The 26,111-nt window shown below is 63.5% G+C and carries 28 protein-coding genes and 1 pseudogene; 20 read left to right on the forward strand and 9 right to left on the reverse strand.

The genetic code is table 11. The features are described from left to right. Positions 1 to 46: 46 nt before the first annotated feature. The 7 genes and pseudogenes from DQ229_RS12150 to DQ229_RS12170 all read left to right on the forward strand — a co-directional run. Positions 47 to 607 (forward strand): annotated as a pseudogene (locus DQ229_RS12150) (ISAs1 family transposase); the annotation flags it as partial. A 526-nt stretch (positions 608 to 1,133) separates the two neighbouring features. Continuing rightward, the gene (locus DQ229_RS12155) at positions 1,134 to 2,141 is read left to right on the forward strand and encodes an AI-2E family transporter (RefSeq protein WP_162300854.1); all 1,008 of its coding nucleotides are present in this window, start codon (positions 1,134 to 1,136) and stop codon (positions 2,139 to 2,141) included. Positions 2,142 to 2,189: 48 nt separating this feature from the next. Continuing rightward, complete coding sequence (locus DQ229_RS12160; RefSeq protein ID WP_155326512.1) at positions 2,190 to 3,353, forward strand: LBF_2804 family protein; 1,164 nt, start codon at positions 2,190 to 2,192, stop codon at positions 3,351 to 3,353. 111 nt (positions 3,354 to 3,464) lie between these two features. Next, positions 3,465 to 3,599 carry a hypothetical protein gene (locus tag DQ229_RS16930; RefSeq protein WP_274378844.1) on the forward strand — a complete coding sequence of 45 codons (135 nt, stop codon included), beginning with the start codon at positions 3,465 to 3,467 and terminating at the stop codon, positions 3,597 to 3,599. A gap of 51 nt (positions 3,600 to 3,650) precedes the next feature. After that, positions 3,651 to 3,803 carry a hypothetical protein gene (locus tag DQ229_RS16355; RefSeq protein ID WP_155326513.1) on the forward strand — a complete coding sequence of 51 codons (153 nt, stop codon included), beginning with the start codon at positions 3,651 to 3,653 and terminating at the stop codon, positions 3,801 to 3,803. Between the two features lie 198 nt (positions 3,804 to 4,001). Beyond that, on the forward strand, positions 4,002 to 4,742 hold the full coding sequence (locus DQ229_RS12165) for a cytochrome c oxidase assembly protein (RefSeq protein ID WP_114966555.1): 741 nt from the start codon (positions 4,002 to 4,004) through the stop codon (positions 4,740 to 4,742). After that, complete coding sequence (locus tag DQ229_RS12170; RefSeq protein ID WP_114966537.1) at positions 4,739 to 5,245, forward strand: CopD family protein; 507 nt, start codon at positions 4,739 to 4,741, stop codon at positions 5,243 to 5,245. The genes DQ229_RS12165 and DQ229_RS12170 overlap by 4 nt, the downstream gene beginning before the upstream one ends. On the opposite strand, the gene DQ229_RS12175 is transcribed toward DQ229_RS12170, so the two are convergent. Next, positions 5,206 to 5,718 carry a DUF2231 domain-containing protein gene (locus DQ229_RS12175; protein ID WP_114966538.1) on the reverse strand — a complete coding sequence of 171 codons (513 nt, stop codon included), beginning with the start codon at positions 5,716 to 5,718 and terminating at the stop codon, positions 5,206 to 5,208. The genes DQ229_RS12170 and DQ229_RS12175 overlap by 40 nt on opposite strands. A gap of 33 nt (positions 5,719 to 5,751) precedes the next feature. Here DQ229_RS12175 and DQ229_RS12180 point away from each other — a divergent pair, with 33 nt between their 5' ends. The 3 genes from DQ229_RS12180 to DQ229_RS12190 all read left to right on the forward strand — a co-directional run bounded on the left by DQ229_RS12180 (position 5,752) and on the right by DQ229_RS12190 (position 9,357). Beyond that, positions 5,752 to 6,459 carry a cytochrome c oxidase subunit II gene (locus DQ229_RS12180; RefSeq protein ID WP_114966539.1) on the forward strand — a complete coding sequence of 236 codons (708 nt, stop codon included), beginning with the start codon at positions 5,752 to 5,754 and terminating at the stop codon, positions 6,457 to 6,459. 94 nt (positions 6,460 to 6,553) lie between these two features. After that, on the forward strand, positions 6,554 to 9,013 hold the full coding sequence (gene ctaD, locus DQ229_RS12185) for a cytochrome c oxidase subunit I (RefSeq protein WP_420796869.1): 2,460 nt from the start codon (positions 6,554 to 6,556) through the stop codon (positions 9,011 to 9,013). Next, a complete protein-coding gene (locus DQ229_RS12190) occupies positions 9,010 to 9,357 on the forward strand; it encodes a hypothetical protein (protein ID WP_114966541.1) in 348 nt (115 codons plus the stop codon). Before ctaD ends, DQ229_RS12190 begins: the two co-directional genes overlap by 4 nt. Before the next feature lie 223 nt (positions 9,358 to 9,580). Here DQ229_RS12190 and DQ229_RS12195 read toward each other — a convergent pair whose 3' ends face one another. From DQ229_RS12195 to DQ229_RS12225, 7 genes are all read right to left on the reverse strand, one after another. Then, entirely contained in the window at positions 9,581 to 10,399 is an 819-nt protein-coding gene (locus tag DQ229_RS12195) for an integrase (protein WP_238381062.1), read from the reverse strand. A gap of 534 nt (positions 10,400 to 10,933) precedes the next feature. Then, on the reverse strand, positions 10,934 to 11,269 hold the full coding sequence (locus DQ229_RS12200) for an RcnB family protein (protein WP_114966542.1): 336 nt from the start codon (positions 11,267 to 11,269) through the stop codon (positions 10,934 to 10,936). A 291-nt stretch (positions 11,270 to 11,560) separates the two neighbouring features. After that, complete coding sequence (locus DQ229_RS12205; RefSeq protein ID WP_162300855.1) at positions 11,561 to 12,853, reverse strand: pilus assembly protein TadG-related protein; 1,293 nt, start codon at positions 12,851 to 12,853, stop codon at positions 11,561 to 11,563. A gap of 97 nt (positions 12,854 to 12,950) precedes the next feature. Then, positions 12,951 to 13,943, reverse strand: coding sequence for a type II secretion system F family protein (locus DQ229_RS12210; RefSeq protein ID WP_202909575.1), 993 nt, complete (start codon positions 13,941 to 13,943; stop codon positions 12,951 to 12,953). Continuing rightward, positions 13,889 to 14,905: a type II secretion system F family protein gene (locus DQ229_RS12215; protein ID WP_202909576.1), complete on the reverse strand. Its 1,017-nt coding sequence runs from the start codon at positions 14,903 to 14,905 to the stop codon at positions 13,889 to 13,891. The genes DQ229_RS12210 and DQ229_RS12215 overlap by 55 nt, the downstream gene beginning before the upstream one ends. Next, positions 14,895 to 16,334 carry a TadA family conjugal transfer-associated ATPase gene (locus DQ229_RS12220; RefSeq protein ID WP_114966545.1) on the reverse strand — a complete coding sequence of 480 codons (1,440 nt, stop codon included), beginning with the start codon at positions 16,332 to 16,334 and terminating at the stop codon, positions 14,895 to 14,897. Before DQ229_RS12220 ends, DQ229_RS12215 begins: the two co-directional genes overlap by 11 nt. A 73-nt stretch (positions 16,335 to 16,407) precedes the next feature. Further along, complete coding sequence (locus DQ229_RS12225) at positions 16,408 to 16,596, reverse strand: Flp family type IVb pilin (RefSeq protein ID WP_338014173.1); 189 nt, start codon at positions 16,594 to 16,596, stop codon at positions 16,408 to 16,410. A 537-nt stretch (positions 16,597 to 17,133) separates the two neighbouring features. On the opposite strand from DQ229_RS12225, the gene DQ229_RS12230 reads away from it, so the two are divergent. The 10 genes from DQ229_RS12230 to DQ229_RS16360 all read left to right on the forward strand — a co-directional run bounded on the left by DQ229_RS12230 (position 17,134) and on the right by DQ229_RS16360 (position 24,980). Then, the gene (locus DQ229_RS12230; RefSeq protein ID WP_114966546.1) at positions 17,134 to 17,652 is read left to right on the forward strand and encodes an A24 family peptidase; all 519 of its coding nucleotides are present in this window, start codon (positions 17,134 to 17,136) and stop codon (positions 17,650 to 17,652) included. A gap of 48 nt (positions 17,653 to 17,700) precedes the next feature. Next, entirely contained in the window at positions 17,701 to 18,507 is an 807-nt protein-coding gene (gene cpaB / locus DQ229_RS12235; protein WP_162300856.1) for a Flp pilus assembly protein CpaB, read from the forward strand. Between the two features lie 71 nt (positions 18,508 to 18,578). Next, positions 18,579 to 19,772 carry a CpaE/TadZ family protein gene (locus tag DQ229_RS12240; protein WP_114966548.1) on the forward strand — a complete coding sequence of 398 codons (1,194 nt, stop codon included), beginning with the start codon at positions 18,579 to 18,581 and terminating at the stop codon, positions 19,770 to 19,772. Beyond that, positions 19,769 to 20,242: a response regulator gene (locus tag DQ229_RS12245; protein ID WP_114966549.1), complete on the forward strand. Its 474-nt coding sequence runs from the start codon at positions 19,769 to 19,771 to the stop codon at positions 20,240 to 20,242. The genes DQ229_RS12240 and DQ229_RS12245 overlap by 4 nt, the downstream gene beginning before the upstream one ends. A gap of 53 nt (positions 20,243 to 20,295) precedes the next feature. Next, entirely contained in the window at positions 20,296 to 20,703 is a 408-nt protein-coding gene (locus tag DQ229_RS12250) for a TadE/TadG family type IV pilus assembly protein (RefSeq protein ID WP_238381063.1), read from the forward strand. Between the two features lie 11 nt (positions 20,704 to 20,714). Then, positions 20,715 to 21,101, forward strand: a complete 387-nt coding sequence (locus DQ229_RS12255) for a TadE/TadG family type IV pilus assembly protein (RefSeq protein WP_162300857.1) — start codon at positions 20,715 to 20,717, stop codon at positions 21,099 to 21,101. A 322-nt stretch (positions 21,102 to 21,423) separates the two neighbouring features. Continuing rightward, entirely contained in the window at positions 21,424 to 22,131 is a 708-nt protein-coding gene (locus tag DQ229_RS12260; RefSeq protein WP_238381064.1) for a response regulator, read from the forward strand. 98 nt (positions 22,132 to 22,229) lie between these two features. Further along, complete coding sequence (locus tag DQ229_RS12265; RefSeq protein ID WP_114966553.1) at positions 22,230 to 22,685, forward strand: Hpt domain-containing protein; 456 nt, start codon at positions 22,230 to 22,232, stop codon at positions 22,683 to 22,685. A 348-nt stretch (positions 22,686 to 23,033) separates the two neighbouring features. Then, positions 23,034 to 23,693: a DUF1236 domain-containing protein gene (locus DQ229_RS12270; RefSeq protein WP_114966554.1), complete on the forward strand. Its 660-nt coding sequence runs from the start codon at positions 23,034 to 23,036 to the stop codon at positions 23,691 to 23,693. A gap of 816 nt (positions 23,694 to 24,509) precedes the next feature. Further along, positions 24,510 to 24,980, forward strand: coding sequence for a hypothetical protein (locus DQ229_RS16360; protein ID WP_155326515.1), 471 nt, complete (start codon positions 24,510 to 24,512; stop codon positions 24,978 to 24,980). Positions 24,981 to 25,139: 159 nt separating this feature from the next. On the opposite strand, the gene DQ229_RS12280 is transcribed toward DQ229_RS16360, so the two are convergent. Next, positions 25,140 to 25,880, reverse strand: a complete 741-nt coding sequence (locus tag DQ229_RS12280) for a restriction endonuclease (protein ID WP_238381065.1) — start codon at positions 25,878 to 25,880, stop codon at positions 25,140 to 25,142. Positions 25,881 to 26,111 lie beyond the last annotated feature (231 nt).

Consider the following 26,111-nt stretch of genomic DNA (forward strand, 5'->3'; position numbering starts at 1 on the left):
GTCCGTCCCTTCCTTGGGTCGGACTCTAATCGCAGACGGAGGAAAAATCCCGTGGCAGGTCACCGAGAACCTTCCCCGCCGCTCGCGCCTGGCCGCGTTGCTTGACCACTTTTCGGTGGTCGAGGATCCGCGCGATGAGCGGCGGATTCTACATCCTCTGCCGGAGATCCTGCTTCTGGTGGTCTGCGGGAGCATCGCGGATTGCGACGATTACGAGGACATCGCCGCCTGGGGCGCGGCGCACCTGGACTTTCTGCGTCAGCATCTGCCCTACAGGCATGGCGTTCCGGGCGAGCGCTGGCTGACGATCCTGATGAACCGCATCAATCCCACACTCTTCGCTGCGGCCTTCGAGGGCTGGGTACGCGAGAGCTGGCCGGAGAAGGCCGGGCTTGTCGCCATCGACGGCAAGACCTCCCGGCGCAGCCACGATCGCAGGACCGGGGCCGCGCCGCTGCATCTGGTCTCGGCCTTCGCCACCACCGCCCGGCTGGTTCTGGCCGCGGAGGCAGTGCCCGACAAGGCCGGCGAGCTGGCTGCCATCCCGCCGCTGCTCGACCGGCTCGGCGCCGAGGGCGGGCTGAAGGGTGCGCTGGTTTCCATCGACCGAGGGGGCGCCTGAACGGCGCATCGACCTGCTGCTTGGGCTTTCGCTTCTCTATATCGCTTGGTTCGTGATCGTGCCGTTCGTCGAAATGTTGTAAGGGAGCATGAGGTGCGACTGGTGTGAGAATGCTCCGAGTTCTTCACTTTCAGTGTCATCGTCGAGGGCACTAACCTGCATCAGCCCGATCGGCATTTGCTGCGACTAGGATCGCTGCTTCGCAGGTGGAATGCGACAGACACGCGACCGCGGCAACAGCCCGCTGGCCGGGCCATCGGTTGCGACCCCGCGCATGGCGCGCATTCACCCATCAAGCGGCCAAGCGCCGAGCACCCTCGCGCGCCTACGCGCGAACGTCCTCTGGCCCATCCAGTGCAGCCAGCAGCCCTTCCGGCCTTCGAGAGGCTGAATCCACAAAACATTCCAAGGATAGGCATTTCTTCGCGGATAGGCAGGATCGGGACGGCCCGGAGGACGTTGCCTTTTCGACAGCGGCGCGGAGCCGTGCAGCAGGGGGAAGGAAATGCGCATGGGCTCGGAGCGCTGGATCAGGACCGACACGATCCTTCTGACGGCAGGACTTCTGCTGATCGGCTATCTCATCGGAAATGTGATTCTTCTCGTTTTCGCCGCGGTGCTGATTGCGGTCGGGCTCGACGGACTTGCGCGGGCGATCGCGGGGCGGCTGCAGCTCACTCGGGGCTGGGCGCTCGTGGGTGTCTCGATCGCCATCTTTGCGTTCATCGGCGTTGTGTTCGCCGTGTCGGCGGGGCGTCTCGTCCAGCAGTTGCGGGATGTGAGCGCGGCGGTGGTCGTGTTCGTGCAGCAGACTCACGCTTGGCTCATCAATCTTGGGGTGATGGTGGAAACGGACGACGATGACGGGGGCCTTGCCAATACGCTGCGCGACATGACGGGGGAGGTGATGACCTGGGGAATGACGGCGGTCGGCGCTGTCGCGAGCCTCGTAATCCTTGTTGTACTCACAGGTTTCATTTCGGCGAATCCGGCGCTCTACCGTGGGGGGATGGTGCGGTTGGTGCCGCCGGCGCAGCGGGCGGTGGTGGAGGATACGCTGTCCGCACTCGCCCATGCGATCCGCTGGTGGTTTCTGGGGCAGCTTGTGTCCATGGCGCTGCTTGGGGTGGCGGTCGGGTTCGGGCTGTTCGTGCTTGGCGTTGAACTTTGGCTTGGGATCGCGGTCCTGACGGCGCTGCTGACCTTCATCCCGTTCGTCGGCCCATTGATCGCGGCGGTACCAGTCGTTGCGGTGGGTTTCGCCGCGGGGATGCAGACAGGGCTGATCGTGCTGGTGGGTTATGTGGTGATCCAGAACATCGAGGGAAGCGTCATAGGACCGATGATCCAGCAAAAGGCGGTCAACCTCCCGCCGGCGCTCCTGATCGCCGTGCAAGTGCTTCTCAGCGTGATCTTCGGAGTGGTGGGGCTGATCCTTGCAGCACCCCTCACCATCGTGGCGATGGTCGCGGTGCAGAAGCTGTGGGTGGAGCACACGCTGGGCGAGAAGGTGACGTAGGGCGCGTTGAGGACGCGCCGCACCTTGCGGACGGGAAGCAACAGAGAGATGTCAGTACCAGCAGTTGAAATATACTCGCCCGAGCCGAACATGCTGGAGCGCAGGTTTGCAGCCTATCTGGCGCAGCGCGGCGCAGACAGCGGCACCGAAGGTCATCCCCCGCGCGAGCGCGTGCAGGCGATCCGTCAGGTCACGGCTTGGACCATCGGCCTGTCGGCGCTGGCGGGCATCGTCTCGGGCGGGCTGATAGGCGGCGCCGAGATCTGGATGCGCCAGGGCATCTTTGACGGCATGGAAGATGTCGGCTGGCGCGAGGCGCTCCCGTACTGGGGGGCCTTTTATGCCTTCGCCGGCGTGGTTAGCGCGGTGGAGATCGCCCTTCTATACGCGCTGGCGCTGATCGGAATCGCGCGTGTTACGCAACATTCCGGGCTGCCGCTGTCGAGTTGCGAAGGGCACAGGTTGTTCGCCCACGGCCTGGCGCGTACTGCGCTCGAATTTCCCAGTCCACAAGTGCAGATCTTCGGGGTCGATCCCTATGCGCATGTGTCGCGCTGGAAGCTTACGGCGCTCAGCATCGCCTACAAGCTGAAGGTCGGGGTCAGCAGCTTCATCTTGCGGGTCTTTCTGCGCAGGGTGGCCGCGCGCATGGCGATACGCGGCATGGTTCCGCTGTTTGCAGGCCCGCTCTATGCCGTCTGGAACGCCTATATCATCTGGCGGATCATGACCGAGGCGCGGGTGCGCACGCTGGGACCGTTTGCAGTGGACAACCTGATTGCGGCGCACTTCCAGGACGCGGGTGACTTGGGCGGCTCGGAGAGAGACGTGCTCGTACATGCTGCGGGCGAGATGCTGACCCGGGGGCGCGATGCCCATCCCAATCAGATCTATCTGATGTCCCGCTTACGAGAGGCGCTGAAGCACGGCGAGGACATCACGCTCGACTGGGCCGCCATACGCCGCCATCTGTCTACGTTGAGCGCCGCCGGCCAGTCCCGTGTACTCAACCTGATGACAGTGTCTTGCGTGATAGGCTCGCGCATCCACCGTGATCAAACGGCGCTTCTTCGTAGCGCCTGTCAGGACTGCGGCACCGTCCTGCATGAAGACCGTGTTCGGGACCTGAGTAAGGCGCTGAAGCGTGGCCATAAGGTGACTGATAGCGATCTGTTTGCCACCCGGAGCGACGTCAACTCGCGCTCAGCCTGACGACTTGTTCATCTCGTCTGGCAGAGCCGCCTTATCCCAGCCCCCCGAATCTGGTGAGACGTTTATTGTCCGTGATCCGATAGGCCCAGGCCGTCGCATGCAACCGAGGAGGTGCACGATGTTTCCGACACGCCAGTTGCCACCTATACCGCCTTCTGGATGGGCTTTTCTCCGGTGCGCGACATCAGCACCGAGGTATCGGAGCGTTTCGTGACCACCGGCCCGAGGGTCCCATCCAGCCAGTAGGCCTTCGCCAAGGGCGGCGGCAGCCTTGGCGAGGGACTGCTGGACGGCGGCGTGACGGCCTTCGACATTCTCGCACAACAACTGACCAGGATCGATTTCCGGGGCATCGAGGACATCTGGGTCGAGGCCGGTGTGGGGATCTCCTCGCAGGAAGCGGTGCGGCGGATTCCCGACCTACGGGGCTGGCGGCGGGTTGCGCCTTAGCGATTTTGTCTGAATGCTGTATGCTGATGACATCCACGGGCCGCTGAAGTTGGTCGGCTGCCGCCGCGATCGGGGAAGCCAGCAGGCGGGAAGGTTTCCGGTGGGGAAGACAAGAGTTGACGGAGCATACCCGCAGCGGTGACGCGTGCGGCGGGCCGGCGGCGAATGGGCCGCCCGCGCAAAGAGCAGGGATGGACGATGACGAATGCGACGACCCCGTATTGCGGTCCGGTTCCTCTGCCAGAGAAGCTGCTTGGCAGCTGGAACCTTGATCCGGCGCTGCTGGCGCTCCTTGCGGTCATGACGCTGGCCGGAGCCGTCGGTCTGCGCCGCGCCCGGGCGGGCCGGCTGCGCGAAGGCGCCTTCAGCGTGGCGGCGCTGGGGGCCGTCATCGCCTTTGTCGCGCCGCTCTGCGCGCTGACCGTCGCGCTCTTCGCGGCGCGCTCGCTGCACCATCTGCTGCTGCTCGGGTTGATCGCCCCCGCACTCGCCGTGGCGCTGCCCTGGCGCGGCGCGCCGGGCGCGGGGGCTTTCGTCGCGCTCTCGGCGGCGTTGTGGGCGTGGCATGTGCCGGCCGTCTACGCCGCCGCATGGGACAGCGTCGCGGTCTATTGGGGGATGCAGGCGGCGCTTCTGTTGCCCGCCTGGGCGTTCTGGAGCGCGGTTCTTTCCCGACGCACCGAGGCTATGGCGACGCTGGGCGCGGCGATGATGATCGCCGGCCTGGCCGGGCAGATGGGGCTGATTGGCGCCATCCTGACCTTCGCGCCGCGCCCGCTCTATGCCGAGCATCTGGTCGGGGCCGAGGCCTTCGGGATGTCGCTTCTGGCCGATCAGCAACTGGCCGGGCTGGTCATGTGGGTGCCGGGAATGGCGCCGCTGGCGCTTCTCGGCGCGCTGCTTCTGCGCCGCGTCTGGCGGCAGGGGCTGGCTGCATGATCGCCGCCTTCAAGGCTGCGCATATCTCGGCGCTGGCGATCTGGTGCGCGGGGTTGATCATGCTGCCGATCGTGCTGCACATATACGGCCGCGGCGCCACGGTGCAGACGCAGGCGGGCTTCGCGACGATCCGAAAGCTCAGCCATTTCAGCTACACGCGGGTGGTGACGCCCGCCGCGGTGATCGCGATTGCCGCGGGCACGGTGCTGATCTTCCTGCGCGAGCTTGTCGATGGCTGGTTGCTGGCGAAGCTGATCGCGGTTGCGGGGATGGTGCTCGTCCACGTCTGGCTCGGCCATCTCATCGCGCAGACCGGCGAGCGCCTGGGCGCCTACCAGATGCCGCCGCCGCTGATCGCGCTGATCCTCGGCGTGCCGCTCATGCTCATCGTGCTGTGGCTGGTTCTCGCCAAGCCCGACCTGGCGCCCCTCATCGAGCGGTTGCCCCTGTTCATGCTCCAGCCTCAGGACCGCGAATTGCCGCCCGAACTGGTACCGATCTGATAATCGAAGACGAGTTTGCCCCCATGCCATCCGGTCACCGCCGTCAGTCCCGCCGCCACGAGCGACAGTGTCAGCCCCCAGGGCAGGATCGCGCCGGCCGGATCGCCGATGCGCAGCACCCAGTTGGCGCCCAGGATCGACAGCAGCATCACCGCCAGGATGAAATGCGTCCAGCTGGCCGAGCGGTTGCGGATCCCCGGGACGATCAGCAACTCGACCGTGCCGGTGATCCCGGCCAGCACCCCCATCAGGAAGGCCCCGAAGGCCGCCCAGCCCGCGGCCCGCGACCAGAATTCGTCGCCCGTCCACCAGTAGAGGAGATCGGCGCCGAGCACGCTCATAGTCATCGCGATGGGGAAGGCCACGAGCATCGCGTGCAACGGATGGCCGTGGATGGCGATCCGCGATTCCTTGTCCTGAAGCGCGCGGTTCTCCTCGATCGGGTCGACAAGCGGATCCGGCGTCGGGCGCATGCGGGGTCTCCTTTCGGCGCAGCGTATCAGAGGATGAAGCGCTTCGCACCCGTTCCGGTTCCGATCCTGCTGGCGGGCTGCGACGGGCCGCTCTCGACGCTGTCTCCGGCCGGCCCCGTTGCCACCGAGGTCGCCTGGCTCTGGTGGGCGATGCTCGCCGGGGCCGCGGCGATCGCGGTGTTGGTTGGCGTCCTGATCGCGATGGGCTTCGGCCTGCCGCGCGAGACGCCGGCGCGCCGCTGGACGCATGGCTGGGGGCTGGGCTTCTCGCTCGCGGTCCTGTCTACGCTGCTGACGGCGGGGCTCTGGGTGGGCGAGCGCATCCTGCCGCGCGACGACGGCGCGGTGGAGGTGCGCGCGCATGCCTTCATGTGGGGCTGGAGTTTCACACAGCCAGGCGAGGGGGGCGCGATGGTCGAAACCGCGGGCACGCTCTACATTCCCACCGGCCAGCCGGTCGATGTGATCGTCACCTCCGAGGACGTGATCCATTCCTTCTGGGTGCCGCAACTGGCCGGCAAGATAGACGCGATTCCGGGGCGCGAGAACGTGATGCGCCTTCAGGCGGATAGCCCCGGCACCTATGGCGGTCTCTGCGCCGAATTCTGCGGCGTCGGCCATGCCGGGATGCGCTTCGAGCTCGTCGCCTATGCCGCAGGCGAGTTGCCCGAAGCCCTGCAGCCCAATGATCTGGCCGTCGATCACGCCGACGATCACGCCGAGGAGGCCACTGATGACTGACATCCGGGCAACCTCGGGCGAAATCGACGCGCCCGACACCGCGCTCGACATCGCCGCCAACCCGCCGCGCCGCGCGCTGGGGCTGCACCGCGAGATGGATCGCGTCTGGACCAACGCTGAGGGCTGGCGCGGCCAGATCACGGCGGTGAACCATACCACGCTGGGGCTGCGTTTCATGGCTACGGCCCTGGTATTCTTCGCCATCGGAGGCATCCTTGCGATGCTGATCCGGACCCAGCTTGCCACGCCCGAGGGGGCCTTCCTCGATACCGAGATCTACAACCAGATCTTCACGATGCATGGCAGCATCATGATGTTCCTCTTCGCCATCCCGATGCTGGAGGGGCTGGCGATCTACATGCTGCCCAAGATCCTCGGCACCCGCGATCTTGCCTTCCCGCGGCTCACGGCGCTGGGCTACTGGTGCTACCTCTTCGGCGGGCTGATCCTGCTCTTCGCGCTACTGGGCGGGGTGGCGCCGCGTGAGGGGTGGTTCATGTACACCCCGCTATCGGGGGCGACCTATTCGCCCGGCATCAACGCCGATGTCTGGCTGCTCGGCGTGACCTTCGTGGAGATTTCGGCACTGGCCGCGGCGGTCGAGATCACGGTGACGATTTTGCGTCAGCGCGCCCCGGGCATGAAGCTTACCGAGATGCCGCTATTCGCGTGGTACATGCTGGGCACGAGCGTGATGATGCTGGTGGGTTTTCCGCCGCTGATCCTCGCCTCGGTCCTTCTGGAGATCGAGCGCGCCTTCGGATGGCCCTTCTTCGAGGTCGCGCGCGGCGGCGACCCGCTGCTGTGGCAGCATCTCTTCTGGCTCTTCGGCCATCCGGAGGTCTATATCATCTTCCTGCCGGCCGCCGGGGCGCTCTCGACGATCATCCCGGTGATGTGCCGCACCACCATCCTGGGCTATGGCGCAATCGTCGCGGCGATCGTGGCGCTGGTGTTTCTCAGCTTCGGGCTTTGGGTGCATCACATGTTCACGGTGGGAATCCCACACATGGCGCTGGCCTTCTTCTCGGCCGCCTCGGTGCTCGTGGCGGTCCCCACCGCGGTGCAGGTCTTTGCCTGGATCGGGACGATGTGGAAGGGCCGGCCCGAGATGCATCTGCCGATGTATCACGTCATGGGGTTCTTCCTGACCTTTGTGATGGGCGGGCTGACGGGCGTGATGCTGGCCATCGTGCCCTTCAACTGGCAGGCGCATGATACGGCGTTCGTGACCGCGCACCTGCATTACGTCCTGATCGGGGGGTTCGTCTTTCCGATGATGGCGGCGGCGGCCTACTGGATGCCGCAAATCACCGGGCGCGCGCGCATCAAGGGGCTGGGCGAGGCCGCCTTCTGGACGATCCTGATCGGGTTTCACGGCACCTTCTTCCTGATGCACCTGACCGGGCTTCTGGGGATGCCCCGGCGGATCGACGTCTATCCCGACAATCCCGAATGGATCTGGCTGAACCTCACCTCCTCGATCTTCGGTTTCGTGATGACGATCGGCTTTGCGCTCTTCGCGCTCGACCTGGTGCTGCAGGCCTGGCTCGGACCGCGCAGCCCGCGTGATCCGTGGCGGGCGCCCGGCCTCGACTGGGCAATGCGCATGCCGCCGCCAAGCTACAATTTCGCGTCGCTACCCAGCCCCGGGCGGCTCGACGGGGGCACGAACGCAGCTCAAGAGCTGGCGCGCGGCGAGGGGCTGTTGCCCGGCGCGCCGCGCGGCCAACGCGAAGTGCTCGTCACCACAGTTGGCAGCGCACGGCCCGAACTTGTCGCGATCCTTCCGGGCAATACGGCGCTGCCGCTTGGCCTCGCCGGCGCGATCGGCGTCTTCGTGCTGATGATGCTGAGCGGGCTCTACTGGCTGACCCTGCCGGCGCTCGCCCTCGTTGCGGCGCTGATCTGGGTCTGGGCACGCGGCATGGCTCACGGGCGCGATACGGCACCTGTGGAAGTGGCGCCGGGGCTGTCCCTGCCCGTCCATATCCACCGCTACGACACCTTGGGGCGGACGGGCGCGGTCTGCCTGCTGCTGGCCGATGGAACGCTATTTGCCTCGCTGCTCTTCGGGGTGGGGTTTCTCAGCGTCGTCGCCCCGGGCTGGCCGCCGCCCGAGCTCACCGGCGACCCGGAACTCGGCGCCGGGTTGATCGCGGGGCTCGTGGCAGGGCTCGGCCTTGCTGCGGTTGCGGTGCGGCTCGGGCTGCGGGCGCAGGGTCGTGGCGGCGCCGTGTTGCCGGCCGCAGCGGCGGGGCTCCTGACCAACCTCGCCGCGCTGATCTGCCTCGGCTGGCTGGCGGCCACCATGCTCGACGACCCGACCCGGCACGCGCGCGACGCGCTGCGCGGCGTGCTCGCAGGCTATGTCGGCCTGCACGCGCTGATCGCGGCGGGCATGGCGGGCTTCGCGCTCGACCAGGCCCGTCGCGGCGAGATCGCCGACATGCGCGCGGGTTGCCTGCCCGCCTGGCGGCTCTGGCAGGACTTCGCCGCCGTCACGGCGCTGATCGCGGGGGCCATCCTGATCGCGCAGGGGGCGGGCGAATGAGCTTCCTCGCGCGTAGTCTCGCCGGGCCGATGATCTGGGCGGTCACCTTCTCGGTGGTGTATGCGCTGCACGGTGCGGGCTGCGCGCTGGGCTGGGACGGGGTTTCGGCGGGGCCCGTCTCGCTCCACCGGGCCGCGCTCGTGGGAAGCTGGGCGCTGGGGCTGATCGCCGGGGCGGCGCTGCTGCTGCGGCTGCCGGCCTCGGGCGGGGTGCAATCGGGACTGCCGCGCGCCGGGGCTTGGACCGGGCTGGTGGCGACGCTCTTCACGCTCTTCCCCGTCCTCGTCATCAGCTCCTGCGATACCGCCCGTGCGCTTGCGATTTTTTTCGTCATCCCGGCCTGAGCTTAAGATGCCGTGGCCGTGCTCCGAAAGTATTGCCGAACGCATCGAAAAATCCCTCGATCTAGACGATCTGCCGTCGTGACAACCGGGCACCGTAAATCCCCGTTGCACGCCGGACCGCGTGCTTCAAAAAAGCGCGCACAATCAGTTGCCGCCCAATCAATCCTGGAGATCGACGCGCGCAGGAAGAACGGCAGCATCAAACCGCTTCGTGCCGCCCAAGTCATCGACCGTCTGGCGCCCTGTGCGGGATCTGGATGACCCTGGCACCTTCCGATGCCCAGACGGTATCGAAGCTGGCGCTGAACTTGGTGTCGGCGTCTCGGATGAGGAAACCCGGCTCGTTCCCCTGCTTGGAGCACCACATAAGCGTGTTGCGTGCCTGCTGCGTCACCCATGCAGAGTCCGGAGTATAGGTCGGAGCACTGCAATACACGCGGCGGCTGCCAAGGTGGATGAAGATCAGCACATAGGCCGTCAACGGCCCGCGGGCGGTGAGCACGGTCTTGGTGAAGAAGTCGCAGGCAACCATGCTTTCCATATGTGCCCGGACGAAGGTGGTCCATGGCAGGGCAGGCTTTTTCTTGCGCTTCTCAGGGCTTGGGTGGATGCCTGCTTCATTCAGGATGCGCTTTACCGAGTTGGCGCCGGCGTAAAGCCCCAACTTTTTCAGTTCGCCCGCGATCCGCTTGTAGCCCCAGAGAAGGTTTTCTGACCCGATGCGAATGACAACGTCGCGCAACTCCTGTGTCAGGCGCGGCCTGCCCACGGCCTTGAAGGGGCGACCACAACGCATCTGGGCAAGCCAGCGCTTGTATGTCGCAGGTTTTGCCACCTCCAGCAGCCCGTCGATCTCATGCCCACACTCCGCTCCGATGCGAAGCAGCTCGGCTTTCTCTTCGGGAGACAGGATAATCCTCTGCGTCGGAACGCGGGTCCGTTGGATCTGGATTTGGGCCTTGAGCAGCCTCAGCTGCGCGTTGTGCCGGGGCATGAAAAGCTGGGTCAGGAATACGAAAAGGAGAGAGAAGGTCGAATTCATCTTGCCAGGCTCCACCACCGCGCTTAAAAAATTGCTGCCATTTCAGCGTTATAGGCCTCGCTTACATTTTGGCACCCCGCTGAGGAAGGCCAAAAGCGCTGGGGCCTGATTGTGGCCGCGAAAAAATCCGAACCCGGGGTCTGGCGGTGTTCTTGCGCGTGTTTCGCTGCCAGTCGCGACTGAACCAGATGACGATTCAAACTATCGGTTAGATAAATCAAAACAATAGCTTAGAGGGTGAAGAAGGTTCGATTTCAGACCCATCCCCTCCGGACCTTGCGTACCGTGTTCCGCGACAACCGCAATTAGCGGCAGTTCTGCTTGATCGACTTACCTTCGACGAAATGAGCTCGCCTGATCTTCGCGATCGTCTCCACAATCAACATCCCCTGACTGCTCCCTCATGCTGTCGAGGAAGCTTCTGACCAGAATTATCAGGGGGGTCACTTTGGGACGCCGATCACCCCAAGATGGGGGGCAAATTTGCATGCCGTTTCACAGTTTTTCTGGTGTGACCGGGCGCAAGACACTCTCTCAGTTGAGCAGCCGCCCGATGGTGTCGAGACTTTCAATAACCCGGGCCGTTTCCGTCATTATCCGGAGCACATCATTCTCGACCATGACATACTGCGTTCCTCGGTCAGGCCGCGGCAGGCCATAGCGCCGGTAATCCTCGATCACGACATAGCGCAGATCAGAGGGCAGACGCTCACCCACCGTCCAGGCCTTGCGGGCCTGGCCGGGTGGCACGCAGGGCACGGCCTTCTTCGCAAGGCCCGGCGGGCAATGTGGCGGCTGCGCACTTGCCGTGCCCAGGGGCAAGGCAAGAGACGCAGCAAGCACACAATAGACCCCCAGTTTCATCGACATTTTACTCTCCTTTCGTCATCCACCGGTGCAGACGATGGTCGTGCGGGATTGGCGGGACGATCTTGGCAGCATTTCACATGCAACCTTACGCACAGCAAAGCCCAATGACGCAACGCCGTAGCTGCACGAATGTTCCAGCCAGGAGGCGCTTGTTTCGCCCTGAAACGCAAGAACGGGGATGGGCGCAACAAGGCTGCTGGCGCCGCCGGCAGATTGCGGCGGCGCCAGCATAACCGAGAATCATTTGAACGCGGAGCGCAGCGGAGTGCGCGATCTTGGGGTGCGGAAAACCTATTCGACGAGCCGCACGGATTCATTCGTAAGAATTTCGCGCGTGCCCGAGTTTTCACAGGAAGAGCGCAGGGTCGAATTCCCGGTGAATGTCACACGATGCCCGATCACCTGTGTGCAGCCACTGTTTACCCGCGAGTTCCCCGTGAGCTCGATATGGGACGCAGGAAGATACACCGCCCCTTGCAGCGTGGACCCTGAAGCGCCGTTGACGCGATGCGTGATGCCGCTTGCGTCGCGGCTTCCGAAGAAGGTGATGCCGGCAAAGGGCCCGGTTTTCGGGGCCTCGAAGTCAAGGACGCCATTGCTGCCGAGGCGCAGGCGCGCGCCTCCGGTAAAATAGAATGTCACGCCTTCCCCCGCGAGGCTCGCCGTGCCGGAAGAGTCGACATTGCCGCTGTTAATGGTGAAATCGCCGCCTTCAATGATGTAGAGGCCGGGGCCGAAGGTCACGTTGCCCTTGGCATCGATCCCACTGCAGAACCGCATCGATTTCACCCCGCTTGGGTGGTTTTCGGTGGGGGTCAGCGTTGTGGAGGAATTCGGACTGCCCACGTTGCGGTTCCGGCATGTTCCCACGGCAGCGGGTTCGGCGACCGAGTCATAGGGGTCTCTGACAACGGGGGCGAATTCGCGGACTTGGCCGCAGTCGATCTTCAGGCCAGAAGTGGTGACGGCTTGACCGACCACATATCCGCAATCTAGATCGAGCGCCGCCGAAGAGCCGGACATCAGCAGGGAATCGCTTGCATTGGAGTTCGACGCGACGTCGCACCCGTCGAGCGCAACATTGGTGGAACCCGTGACCGTGATCGCCCCCGCGCCGGTCTGCGAAAGCGCGAGCACACAGGCGGCTGACCCAGTCTTGGTGACCCGCGCCACCGCACGCCCCTGCATGTCCACCGGCCGATCGCTGACAAGTGCCGAGAAGTAGCGCGGCTGGGACAGGGTAAGCAGCACTTCCACACTGTTCGGGTTGCCGGCATCACCGCCGCTTTGCGGCGGCATGTTGATGGTCATCGTGCCCATATCCAGGCGAAATCCTGCCTGGGTCGCCACATGCAGGGCGGCGGCCTCGATCTCGGCCGTGGTATCGCCCGCGCGCTTGCGGGCGCCCGCCGCATGTGCGGTGACATCGGCGGCGTGCTGCAGCTTGCGCTGCGACATGTATTGATAACCCGCCTCCGCACCGAGCCCCATGCCAAGCACCAGCACGGGAAAGAGAACGGCGAAAAGCACCGCGGCGCCACCGCCAGTGTCGCGCAGGAAACGGCCCCAGCCGCGTCGCTGCACATGCAGGGAAGCGGTCGGTTCCGCGTATCGTCTCACGATGGCAGGGGTTCTACGTGGCATGGCGATGATCCTGTGGCAAGCGCCGCGCGGGTGCGGGTCAACTGTTGAGGTGCTGTATGATGGTGGGCGTGATGATGACGGCAAAGAGTACCGGCAGGAAAAAGACGATCATTGGCACCGTCAGCTTGGGTGGCAGCGCCGCGGCCTTCTTTTCGGCCTCGGCCATGCGCATGTCGCGGCTTTCCTGGGCCAGGACGCGCAGTGCATGACCTAGGGGGGTGCCGTATTTCTCGGTCTGGATCAGACAGGTAACAACGGCTTTCACGGCGTCCAGATCGGTGCGTCGTGCAAGGTTCTCGAAAGCCTGCCGGCGATCTTGCAGATAGGAAAGCTCGGCCGTGGTCAGGACAAGCTCTTCGGCGAGGTCGGGTGACTGCGCACCCAGTTCTTGGGCGACCTTGCGCAGCGCGCTTTCGATCCCCATGCCCGACTCGACGCAGATCAGGAGCAGGTCCAGCGCGTCGGGCCAGGCCCGTCTGATGGCTTGCTGGCGCTTGAGAATCCGATTCTTGACGTAAAGCGCGGGCAGGTGGCAGCCCGCGTACCCCGCCGCCAGCACAATTCCGATCCGAATGACGAGTGGCTGGTCGCCTGGAAGCACCAGGAACGCGTAAAAGCCGGACACGGCCAACAGGGTCACCGGAGTGAGGATCAGGAAAGCCAAGTAAGTAATGACCGGCGCCTGCCCGCGATAGCCGGCCATGCGCAGCCGGTGAACGATCCTGCCATCTTCGGTTTGCCGCAACAGGTTGAAACGCTGGACAATTTCCTTGAAGATCTGCTTCGGCTCCCTGCGCAATGCCAGCGATTTTCCGGTTTCGCCCATGCCGGCCGATGCGTTGCCGGCCACGATCTGAATGCGCCTGTGCAGAACGCCGGGTGCCAGATGGTGCCAGAACACCGCGAGCACGATGCAGAAAGCCGAAAGGAAGATCAGCGTTGTGACAAGCATTTCTCGGGCTCCCGCATGGCGATTTACATGTCGAAGTTGATCAGCTTGCGCATCACCAGAACGCCGGTCAGCATCCACAGACCGCAGGCGACAAGGACCACGTTTCCAAGCGTCGTCGTGAAAAGAAGCGAGATGTAATCGGGGCTGGTCAGATACACGAAGAAGCTGACGGCAAAGGGCAGCGCGGCGATGATACTGGCCGAGGTCTTGGCTTCCGAACTCATGGCCTTGATCTTCTCGCGCATCTTCTTGCGTTCGCGCAGAACGCGGGAAAGGTTGCCCAGCGCCTCCGAAAGGTTGCCGCCGGTGCGACTCTGAATCGTTATCACGATCGAGAAGAAACTTGTCTCCGGCAGTGGCATCCGTTCGAACAGGCGCTGCACCGCCTCTTCGTTGGTCATGCCCAGGGTCTGGTCCTCGACCAGTTTCTTGAACTCCGACCTTACGGGCTCCTGGCTTTCGGCCGCGATGATCCTGAGGCAATCGGCCAGCGGAAGGCCCGACTTGACGCCGCGGATGACGACATCCAGCGCGTCGGGGAACGCTTCGGTGAAGGCGCGCATGCGCTTGTCCCTGCGTAGCTTCACATAGAGATGCGGCAGCAGGTATCCCGACGCGGCTGCCAGGATGCCCGCCACCACAATGTGAAGGCCGGATGCCGCCAAAACCAGGAACAGCACCCCGCCCATGGCAGCGCAAATGATCGAGTATCTTGCCTTGCTCCACCCGAGCCCGGCTTGCTGCAGGCGGGTTCTGAGGCTCGGACGCGCGCCCTTTCCGGGTTTTTGCCTGGCTTCGATTTCCCGAAGCACCTCCTCAACGGATTTCTTCGGCGCCTTGCCGGCTGCAGCCGAGAAGTCGCTGCCGGTGCCGAGGACGGCTGCGAGGCGCCGGGTGTAGGCATCCTGCCGCTGAAGCTGCGGCTGGAACAGGGTGTAAAGCACGCCGCCGACGCTGAGGGTCACGAGCAGGAACACCACAAGCGAGGTCATCGCCGTGCCTTCGATCGTGATGCCGGGCTTTTGCTCATCAGGTGTCACCGACCTTGGCCGCGGCAAGCGCGTCGGAAAGGCGGGCTTCCTCGCCGAAATACCGCGCGCGTTCCGCGAATTTGGGCCGCCCGATCCCGGTGGAACGGTGCTGGCCGATGATCCTGCCATCGGCGTCTTCGCCGATGATGTCGTAGACGAACAGATCCTGCGTGATGGGCACGTCGCCCTCCATCCCCAGAACCTCGGTAATATGGGTGATGCGGCGCGAGCCGTCGCGCAGGCGAGCGGCCTGGATGATCACATCGACCGACGAAACCATGATCTGTCGGATCGTCTTGGCCGGCAGGCTGAAGCCCCCCATGGTGATCATGGATTCGATCCGCGACAGCGCCTCTCTCGGCGTGTTGGCGTGAAGCGTGCCCATTGATCCGTCGTGCCCGGTGTTCATGGCTTGCAGCAGGTCAAAGGCCTCCGGCCCGCGCACCTCGCCGACGATGATGCGTTCGGGGCGCATGCGCAGGCAGTTCTTCACCAGGTCGCGCATGGTGATCTCGCCCGTCCCCTCGACGCTCGGCGGGCGTGTTTCAAGGCGTACGACGTGCGGCTGCTGGAGCTGAAGCTCGGCCGAATCCTCGCAGGTGACGATGCGTTCGCCGGGGTCAACGAACCCGGTCAGGCAGTTCAGCAGCGTGGTCTTGCCCGAGCCCGTTCCGCCCGAAATGAGCACGTTGCAGCGCACCCGACCGATGATTTCGAGAATGGTGGCGCCTTCCGGGCTGATCGCACCGAACTGCACCAGTTGCTCCAGCCTGAGCTTGTCCTTCTTGAACTTTCGGATGGTCAGCGTGGGGCCATCGACCGCCAGCGGCGGCACGATCACGTTCACGCGGCTGCCGTCGGGCAGGCGGGCATCGCAGATCGGGCTCGATTCATCCACGCGCCGGCCAACCTGGCTGACGATGCGCTGGCAGACGTTCAGAAGCTGGTCATTGTCGCGAAATCGGATATCGGTCTGCTGCACCCTTCCACCGACCTCGATATAGATCGGGTCGCAGCCGTTCACCATGATGTCGGCAATATCGTCGCGTGCCAGCAGCGGCTCAAGCGGCCCGTATCCCAGGACATCGTTGCAGAGGTCCTCGATCAGCTCGCCCTGCTCGACGGCAGAAACGGCGATTTTCCTGGTCGCCATGATCTCGCCCGCGATGATGCGGATTTCGGCGCGCGCGTCCTCCACATTCATGGCGGTAAGCTGCGCAACATCTATCGCCTCGATCAGCGCGGCAAGGAGTTCTTTCTTGAGCGTGTAATAGGGTGCGGCGCGGCCGGTGGGCTTTGCGCCGCTTTCCGGCGCGCGCTCGGCGGTCGCGCGGGGGGTGGGGGCCGCAGGCGTTGCCTGCCCCTTGGGCTGGCTTGTCGGCCCGCCCGGTTGCAGGGCAGGTTGTGCAGCGTCAAGGCTTACGCGCCTGCCGAACATTCGGAATCTCCCGTCACGCGGAAAGGGGGGTGGCGGAGGCCTGAGCGGCCTCCGCGAAGTATAGTGCTCAACCTTACGTAGGTTCGCCTTCGCCACCGGTGAGAGCAGTCGAAATAGCTTCGAAGGTCGTGGTGAGATCGCCGCCAACCGCCGTGACGGCGACAATGATCGCGACCGAGAGGAGGCCGGCGATCAGGCCGTATTCGATGGCGGTTGCACCGGATTCGTCTTTCTGGAAACGGGCGATAAGGGATTTGATCATGTCTTTGGTCCTTTAAGTTGCAAACCGGCTTGCGCACCGGCTCGGAGATGTGACGCAACCGGCCACATCCAGCCGGCGTCGGGTGGATTAGTACTGGCCGGGGCGCGAAAAACTATCTGGCCGGATGGACTGGCCATATGGACAGCAATGGCCTTCCGTGCCGGCCAGCACCCTGTCCGCCGACCCTGGCCAAATGGCCAGTTTCCGCCTCCTGAGCCCTTCGCCAAAAGCACAGCCCCCGCGAACGGATTCCGCACAAAGTTTAGTAAAAGCAATCATTTAACCTAATTCCCTCGAAAGCCCCGCGTCAGGGCCGGATTCCTGCGCGGCCCGTTTCGCGGGTGATTCGCGGCGGTCAGGTGGCTTGTCCATCTGGCCAACTGGTTTCGATCCGCAATCGGCGCGATATGCGCTCATACGAGTCCATCCGCCCGGCACGAGGACGAGAGCCATGCCATTCAGCAAACCCCGCTTTACAAGAATACCCCGCCAACAGGTGCCCGCCCCTATGCGGAAAAGCCTGAGGGCGGCAGGCGCATGACAATGCTCCTGGCATCGCTGGCTGGCGTGGCCCTGTTTTGCGGGGCGATGGTCTGCGCGGGCCTAGATGACCTGCGTCGCATGCGAATCGAAAATCGCCTCGTCCTTGTGCTACTGGCCGGCTACGCCGTGCTTGCCCCGCTCAGCGGCTTCACCATTGCCGACCTGTCGCGCAGCGCGGCGGTTGCCGGTGTTGTTCTGCTTCTGGGGTTCCTGCTGTTTGCCGCTGGCTGGATTGGCGGCGGCGATGCCAAGCTCGCGGCGGTGACGGCGCTGTGGCTCGGTGCCGAGCATGTTCTGGATTACATCCTGCTGCTGTCGCTTCTTGGCGCGCTGCTGACGCTTGGCATCCTGCTGTTGCGGGCGGCAAGCCTGCCGCAGCCTTGGGCGGAAGCAGCCTTTGTTCGGAACCTGTACTCGCGCCGCCGCGGCATTCCGTACGGAGTCGCGCTGTCGGTTGCGGGGCTTTGGGTGTTTGTCCAGTCCCCGTGGCTGATCACGGTTTATCAACTCTGACGGGCCGGTCGCACCCGTACCTGCCCTCTGCCGAATGTGAGAATGAACATGATGCGCACACTTATCCTGATGATCGCCACAACATCCGGGCTGGCAGCCGCACTGCTTACCTTTTCAAGTTCCGATGACGGCCGGGCAGAGGCCGTAACAGCCATCCCTCTGCCGGAAGTGCCAATGCAGGAGGTTCTGGTCGCTTCGGATTTGATCGAGCCAGGCCACGCCGTCAGTGCGGAAAACATGAACTGGCAGAAATGGCCGGAAGCCGCGGTGCATGAGGGGTTCGTGACGCGTGACAACCACCCCGATGCCATTGATGTATTCTCGGGCACCATCATGCGCGGTCGCCTTCTGGCCGGAGAGCCCATCCGTCAGGATCGCCTGACCCCCGGCAACGCAAGCTTCATGTCGGCGCTTTTGCCGCCGGGAAAACGCGCCGTCGCGGTCAAGGTAACGGCAGAAAGCTCGGCTGGCGGGTTCATCCTGCCGAACGATCGCGTCGATGTCCTGCTCACCCGTCAGGAGGAGGGGCGCGGCAGCGCATCCACCCGCACGATCTTGCGCAACGTCAAGGTATTGGCAATCGACCAGTTGGCAGAGGGGGCCGAATCCGACGCCATGGTCGGCCGGACGGCAACGCTGGAACTTGACGCCGGCCAGACTGAATCCATCACCTCTGCAGAGGCATCCGGGATGCTCTCGCTTGCTTTGCGTTCAATCACCGACACGAACGAGCCGGAACCAGAGCCGGAACTGCCCGAGCCTGAAATCATACTGTCCCAGCCCGAACCCGAACGCGCGCCCAGGACCGTCCGCATCCGCCGCGCAGGTGCGGTGGAGACCGTAACCTTGCCCTGACCCCACAATTCCAACAGTCCGACCTGCCGGGCAGGCAGGACTATCCGCCACTCTTCGCACAGGACGCAACGATGATCCCGCATCTCTCTGTTCAGGCATTCACACAGACATCTGATGTTCATACCGCGATTCAGCGCACCCTGTGCGATCGCCGCCTTGCACGCGTCAGCGGCGAGGCGTTCTCCGGAGGGCTTTCGGCAGCGCTTGAACGTTTCGCGGAAACCGCATCACCGGACGTGTTGCTGCTCGAAGCTGACCGCGACGCGCTTGCCGATCTGCCTGCGCTCGCGGCGATTTGCGATACGCGCACCAAGGTCATCATCGTCGGTCATGACAACGACGTGGTACTCTACCGCGAGTTGCTTGGCCTGGGGGTTTCGGAATACCTGGTGGCACCGGTGGACAGCGCCGAGGTTGCGGTGGCCATCGAGCGGGTCGCCGGCGGCGGCCTGACAGCCCGCAAGGGGCGCTGCTATGCCTTCATCGGTGCGAACGGCGGTGTCGGCTCTTCAACCGTCGCGCAGAACATCGCATGGTCGATGTCGGAACGGGTCGAGGCCGGCGTAATGCTCGCCGATCTTGACCTTTCCTGCGGGGCTGCCGACCTTAACTGTAACGTGGAAACGGCAATCCAGTTTCTCGATGCGTTGAAATCTGGCACGCAGGTCGATGATGCACTGCTAGACCGTCTGCTCGTCAGGCGTGGCAAACACCTGCATGTGCTGACCCACCCCGCGCTTCTGGACCGCCAGCCCGACGACCTTGCCGCGCAGCTTGTCGACATGATCCGATTCTCGCGCACCGCTTTTCCCCACATCGTGCTGGACCTGCCAAACCACTGGTCTCCCCTTGTCCGCGATGCTCTTCTGGCTGCTGACGAGGTCGTGGTGACGGCTGTGCCGGATCTGTGCAATCTGCGCAACGCGAAGGCACTTCTGGAGATGCTGGCAAGGTTGCGGCCCAACGATGCACCGCCAAGGCTGATCCTGAACCAGGTCGGAATGCCAAAACGGACAGAGATCAAGGCAACCGCGTTCCAGCAGGCGCTGAATGTCGCGCCTCTGGCCACCATCGGCTTCGACGCCGGACGCTTCAGCAAGGCCGCGATTGCCGGGCAGATGCTGGGTGAAGCCGCGCCAAGGGCGACAGCCGCGCGGTCTTTCGATGCTGTTGCACAGCAGCTTGTCGGGCCACCGCCGCAGCGCGCCCGCCGCAGCACCCGCGCCCGCTTCTGGAATCTCGGACTGAGGAGAGTCGCATCATGAACTGCGCTCCCCAAAAAAAGAGCCTGGTTTCGGCCATGATCTGTGCGCAGGATGGTTTCTACATCACCGCACTTGAAAGCATCCTGATGAAGCGGTTGAGCCTACAGCAGGTCTTCTCGGTGGAAACGCTCGATCAGGCGATTGACCTGCTTGCAGCAGCCGAGGACGGGGTCGATCTGGCGCTTTTCGACCTTCGCACGCCGGGCCTGGACAGCCGCAACGCAATTCAGGCAATTCGGTCGGGATTCCCCGAAACGCGCGTGGTGCTGATCGCTGCGTCGCACTCCCGCCAGGACGTTCTGACCTCTCTGGACGCCGGTGTTCATGGCTTTCTGAATCGGGACATTTGCGTCACCGGTCTTGTCGAGGCGCTGAGCCATATCGGTCGGGGGCAAATCTATGTTCCACCCTTCCTGGCCTGTGTCACACCCGGTTTCGAACCGGATATTGATACGGAGCTTCCGGCATGAACGCCGGCGCATTGATCAGGGCCGCGCTGCGCCTCCGGCGGGAAAGCAGCGGGGTGGCTGCGGTTGAGTTCGCGTTGTTCGGCCCCTTGCTGGTGTTCGGATTGCTCGCCATGACGGATGTCGGGTTGGCCTTGCATCAGCGCATGGCCGTCGATCATATCCTGCGCGCGGCAGCCCAACACGCAACCGAAGACCCGGGCGTTCCGGCGGTGGAGGCTGTTCTGGAAGGCACCGCAACCGGCGACAGCTCGGGCGTCTGGGGGGCGAGCGACCTCAGCTTTGCGGTTACGCGCATATGCACATGCGCGGAGGCCCCGGATGTGGAAGTAGGGTGCAGCACTACCTGTGCGACATCGAAACCCACGTCGATCTTCTACGTCATGCGCTCTGATCTGACGGTTTCAGGCCTGCTCTTGCCCTCAATCCGCCTGCAACCGGCCATGCAGGTTCAGATCAGATGAGGATCGGGGGCATGTTCAGGCGCTATCGGCGCTGCACTTCTGGCGCAACCGCAATCGAGTTCGCCCTCGTCGCTCCGGTTGCCATTGTGCTTTGCCTCAGCATTCTTGAGGTCGGGCGCGCTGTCTACCTGCGAAACGAACTAGCCTATGCCGTCGATCTCGGTGCCCGCAAGGTGCTGCTTGATCCTGCTGTCGCGGAACAGGATGTGCTGGATACCGTCCGCGCTGGCCTGACGGGCGCAAACCGGGGACAGGCCGATATTGAAACCCAGGTCATCGCAGACGGCCTACGAGAATATCGCCTGGTCGCGGCCAGCATACCGTTCGCGTTCATTGTCCCGTTCGTGCAAAAGGGGGCCTTCTCGCTTTCGGTGCACCGCCGCATTCCTCTCGGTTGAAGGGGGCAGCGCCACGGCACCGGCTGCTCAGGGCCGCGCGCATCCGTCCGAGCACCCTTTCTGCTGGGCACCCGTTTTGCCCGGTCCGACGCGCATCCAAATGCTTGCCTCTGGCCGACAGGCAAGACATTGACAATTATTCAATTTTTTCATACTCTATACCGCTTCAATGGCGTGTGGCTTGTGTGGCTCGTCGCGGTCTTGCGCCAGCATAAATGGCTGTGGGAACCTACCTGAAATCAGCGGGTCGCCATATTCGGGCCATTTTTCGGTCTTACGAAAACCCCGTTATATGTGAGCAAGTTAACCGGCGGGCCGGCTATTGAGTTTGGAAGATCAATCTACGACAGTTGAAGTGGCTTCGGCACTGATCGCAGATGATGACGAATATTTTCGCATCGCACTGCGAAACATCCTGGCTGACCGGCTTGGAATCCCCAATATTGTGGAAACAGAGTCCTTCGACGAAGCGATCGAATGCCTGAGCATTTCACAGGGCACGGACTTGGCCCTTTTCGACCTCGCAATGCCGGGCATGAACACGAGAAGCAACATTCGCACTGTACGCGAAACCTTCCCCGGTGCGCGGGTTGTCGTGGTATCGGCCTCGTGTGAGCGTAATGACGTCCTGCGGTGCCTTGAAGCGGGCGCTCATGGCTATGTTCACAAGGGAATCGGACCTCGGGGCCTGACAGCGGCCTTGCGACAGGTCTGCGATGGAACGGTCTTCGTGCCGCAGTTTCTGCCTGAACTCGAACCTCTCGGTGAAAACCAGGGCCTGCCTCGTGCAAGCCAGAACGCGGGTGAAGGCGACACTCTGCAACGCTTTACGCCTCGCCAGCGCGAGGTTTTGCAGCTATTGGTGGAAGGCCACTCCAACAAGGGCATCGCGAGGCAACTTGACCTGAGCGAAAGCGCTGTAAAGTTTCACCTTTCCGCGCTTTTCAGACATTTCGGGGCAACCAACCGGGTCGAGGCCGCCACACACGGCGCCAAACTGCTTGCTGAGGTATCTGACCGGAATTTATGAGCAGGCACCGGGCCATTCCCGAGCGGCCAAGTTGCGCATGTTGGCCGCAGGCATTATGCATGGAACCTGTGTATTCCGTGGCATGAGGTCCCCGGCGAATGGCCAGGTCAAATGACGGCGACAGAAATCAGGAAACGTTTCCCGCAATGGCCGCCAGCCGCGTCGAAGGCACCGCGAAGGACCATGGTGCCGATCTTTCGGCACTAGAGGCGGCCGAGCCCGAATTCCGGCAGGAGGATTTCAGCGATCTCGTGTCTCTGCTTGGGGCCAAGGCCGTACTGCTGTGGATAGATGAATTGCGAACAAGGTTGCAGGGCTTGATCTCGAATGGCGGCAAGGAGCCCGCAGTGCTGCAACCAGTTGTTCACAACATTATCGGCAAGGCCGGGATGCTCGGCTTTCGCGAGTTGGCAGAATGTTGCGCGCGGCTGGAGCAGGAAATGCTCTCCGGTCGGTGTCTTACCTCACTTGAGGCGGTTTTGCGCGAAGCGCGGCGCGTGGACGAGGCGTTGCCGCGCCTGAAGCAAACCTTGCGCAAGCAAGAAGGCGGCTGAAGGCGGTATTCGGTGCAGGGCCTGGATGGGCGTTAGAGTATCCGTTTTGATCAAGCTGTTTTCGGGGCACTGCGCACCCGGCCGAGCGGCGGAGGTTCACCAGATACAATGCGATGGCGAGTACGCCGAATGTCACACCGGCCACCCGCCGCGCCACTGTCCCCATCGGCGTCCATCTCTCGACCGCAAACGGCACTGCGCGCGCCGGAGTCCGCTCCTCCCAGAACGAAGGTTGCACATCGGTCAACTCTTTCAGATCACTTGGGGCAATGGAACCGGGCGTAGGGTGCCGCGTTCTGTTCGCACAAGAGCCGAAAGTATCGGCAACATTCTGAAAGGAAATGCAAAATGAGACTCACACCTCTCTTTGGCGGGTCGTGTGCGGCTGTGCTGCTCGCATCCACCGCCATTGCCGGCAACTCCGGCACCGCGACCACGGACCTGAACATGCGCGCAGGCCCAGGTCCGATGCACGAGATCGTTTCGGTCATTCCCTCGGGTGCCACCGTGGCCGTGGACGGCTGTCTCGATACCTCGAGCTGGTGCCGCGTCAGCCGTGACGGCGATGATGGCTGGGCTTACGGCGCTTATCTGAACACCGAAGTGAATGCCGAAGCGGTGCCGATCGTTGCCCCCGAGGCACGCTCGACAATCCAGATCATAGAACGGACCGAGCGGAGCGAAATCGGCGGCACGACTGCCACTGGCGGCGCGGCGGGTGCGATCGCCGGGGCGATCATAGGTGGGCCGCCGGGCGCATTGGTAGGCGCGGCCGCCGGCTTGGGCGCTGGCGCCCTGGCGGAGCCGACCACACGGGAGATCACCTACGTCCGTGAAAACCCGGTGGATCCCGTCTATCTTTCCGGTGAAGTCGTGGTCGGCGCAAGCTTGCCCGAGTCGGTCATGTTGAATCCGGTGCCGGACAGCGAGCTCACTTATGCTTATGTGAACCACCTGCCGGTGATCGTGGAGCCAGATGCACGCCGCATCATCTATGTACCGCGCTGATCCACGTAGAGCTTCTACCTGAGAGGCCCGCGCGCCTTGCGCGCGGGCCTCGTTCCTTCCCGTCCAGACCTGGAGGCGAGGCCCCGGCATGGCTGTGCCAGGACGCCTCCGCCCCAAGCGCGGCGCCCGGCCATGGCGGCGAGCAGCGCCTCGATGATGGCCTTGGGGCTCTCGGCCAACGTGATGGCGCCAGTGCAATTATATCGAGGCTCGGTGCCGCCTGCGGCAAGCGCGACCGCTTTGTCGCAGATATTGGCCGGCTCGATCGGGCTCTCGAGTTCGATACCGCCCTTAGCCCGATCGCGGCGCCAGTGCCGAAGTGGTCATGCGCTAGGTAATAGGCCGGGTTCAGCACCATGTCGCCCCCAAGGCAACGGGTATCGCACGCACTGCCTCCAGGGCCTCTCGAGGCGGTTCTCCCAGTGGGGCGCAGGCGCTTTTCACGGCTCCTCCTCAGTTAATGGATCTCTGGCTCGGTGAGAGCAGCGGGCTGTGAGAAGAATGCGAAACCCGCCCCGAGAAACGCATGTCGATTCCCCGGTTCCCATCGTCGGTGCCGAACTCGTGCGCATCTGTGAAATGTCGCCGAAACCGCCTTCGACCGCGCGGATTATCTCTTAGTGTTTGCGGTGATGAGATCCGGAGGGTCGGTTTGCGCGGGATCAGGCCCATCATCGGAGCCCAATTGGCAGGTTTTGGCCCAGCCCGTTGCTGCCGCCTCGGGCGTGGGAACTCGGTTTCTCCTGAGCAGGTTGAGTGAATGTCAGGGTGCGCTGCGCGTCCCTGCATCACTAAAAACTGCAACAGGAGACTACCATGAAGAGCAAACTACTTGCGACCTCTGCACTCGTCACCGGGCTCATGCTCGCTCCAATCGGCGGGGCCGAAGTCCTTGCTCAAGGGAAGTCCGGCTTTGCCCCGGGTCAGCAATCAGATCCCGCGCGTGAGTTCGCGCCGGGGCAGATGAAGGAACCTGGGGAAAGCGCGCGTTCCTATGCCATCGGGCACCAGTCTGTCAGCGATCCTGACGACGATGATGACGATGCTGGTGACAACGGTGATGCCGGTGACAACGGCGATGCCGGGGATACCGGCGACAACGGTGATGCCGGTGACAACGGTGATACCGGCGACAACGGTGATGCCGGTGACAACGGTGATACCGGTGACAACGGTGATACCGGCGACAACGGTGATACCGGCGACAACGGCGATACCGGCGACAACGGTGATGCCGGTGACAACGGTGATACCGGCGACAACGGCGATGATGACAGCGAGGCCTGATTCGTCTTTACGAATAGCCTGCTGAATTGCCACCCATGCCCCCGCCGTTACAGCGGCGGGGGCAACTTGTTCCGGGTTGTCGCCTGTCGAACCAGCGTTTGTCGGCGTCTGAACACCGCCATGATATGCCGCCCCTAAGGGGCCATCACCAACTTTCAGCTATATTTCGGCGCGGATGGGCGTTTCGGTATCATTGGTCCACTCGCGCACTGTCTGTGACATCAGCGCCAGCGATGGCACCATGAACAACACGCGCTTGCCCTTTCCGGCGAGGTCTTCGGCGATCTTGAGGGCTGTGAAGGTCTTGCCTGTGCCACAGGCCATGATCATCTTGCCGCGGTCCGCCTTGGCAAGGCCGTCTCTGACATGAGCCAACGCATCTCGTTGATGCGGCATCAGGGTCTTCCTGGCGGCCAGGACGATTTCGCCCCGTGCCTCGAAGATCGTCCAGTCGATCCGGCTCTCCCGCAGATCGGTCAGGCCGATCCGCACGACAGGGATTGCCTGTCCCCGGATCATCTCTTCCGCATTCGCGCTCCATTCCTGCTCGGTCGTGTCGAGCACGATCCTCCTGCGAAACGGCTCCTTGCCGGAGGCCGAGATGAAGCTGTCGATATGCGCCTTCTGGATCCGCGCGTCGGTGGCGTAGAACTTGGCCTGGATCGCAGCGAACCCATCCTCGTTACGCAGCTTGGCAACCAGGTCGATACCGATATCCTTGGCCTCACGACCATTCGCCTTTGCCCAATCCGCCCAGGTCCAGACGGGTTCGTACTCTTCTGACTGAACAGGGTCGTTCAGGAAGAAGGCCAGCGCCAGGCGTTCGAAGTAGGCGCCCTTTTCGCGTTCGGTGACGGCCGCATCGCGGTAGGACTGAAGGAGTCGATCAAGCGCCGTCATGTGTGTTCCTTGCCTTACTTGTCATAAGCTTAACGGCGATCCCTTCGTCTTGCGACCTGTGACTGAACCCCAGAACCTTGGCGTAGAGGGTGAGAGCACAAGGCAGGGCTTCAAAGAACGGCCATCACCTCGCCGTCTTCCAACCGCTTGACGTAATCGACGGCCGTTCCGTTCCAGTGGTAGGCAAAATGCCCGCCCTGTGTCGGGATCGGGATCACATCGGGCCAGAAC

The organism is Alkalilacustris brevis (assembly GCF_003350345.1).
Taxonomy (GTDB): Bacteria; Pseudomonadota; Alphaproteobacteria; order Rhodobacterales; family Rhodobacteraceae; genus Alkalilacustris; species Alkalilacustris brevis.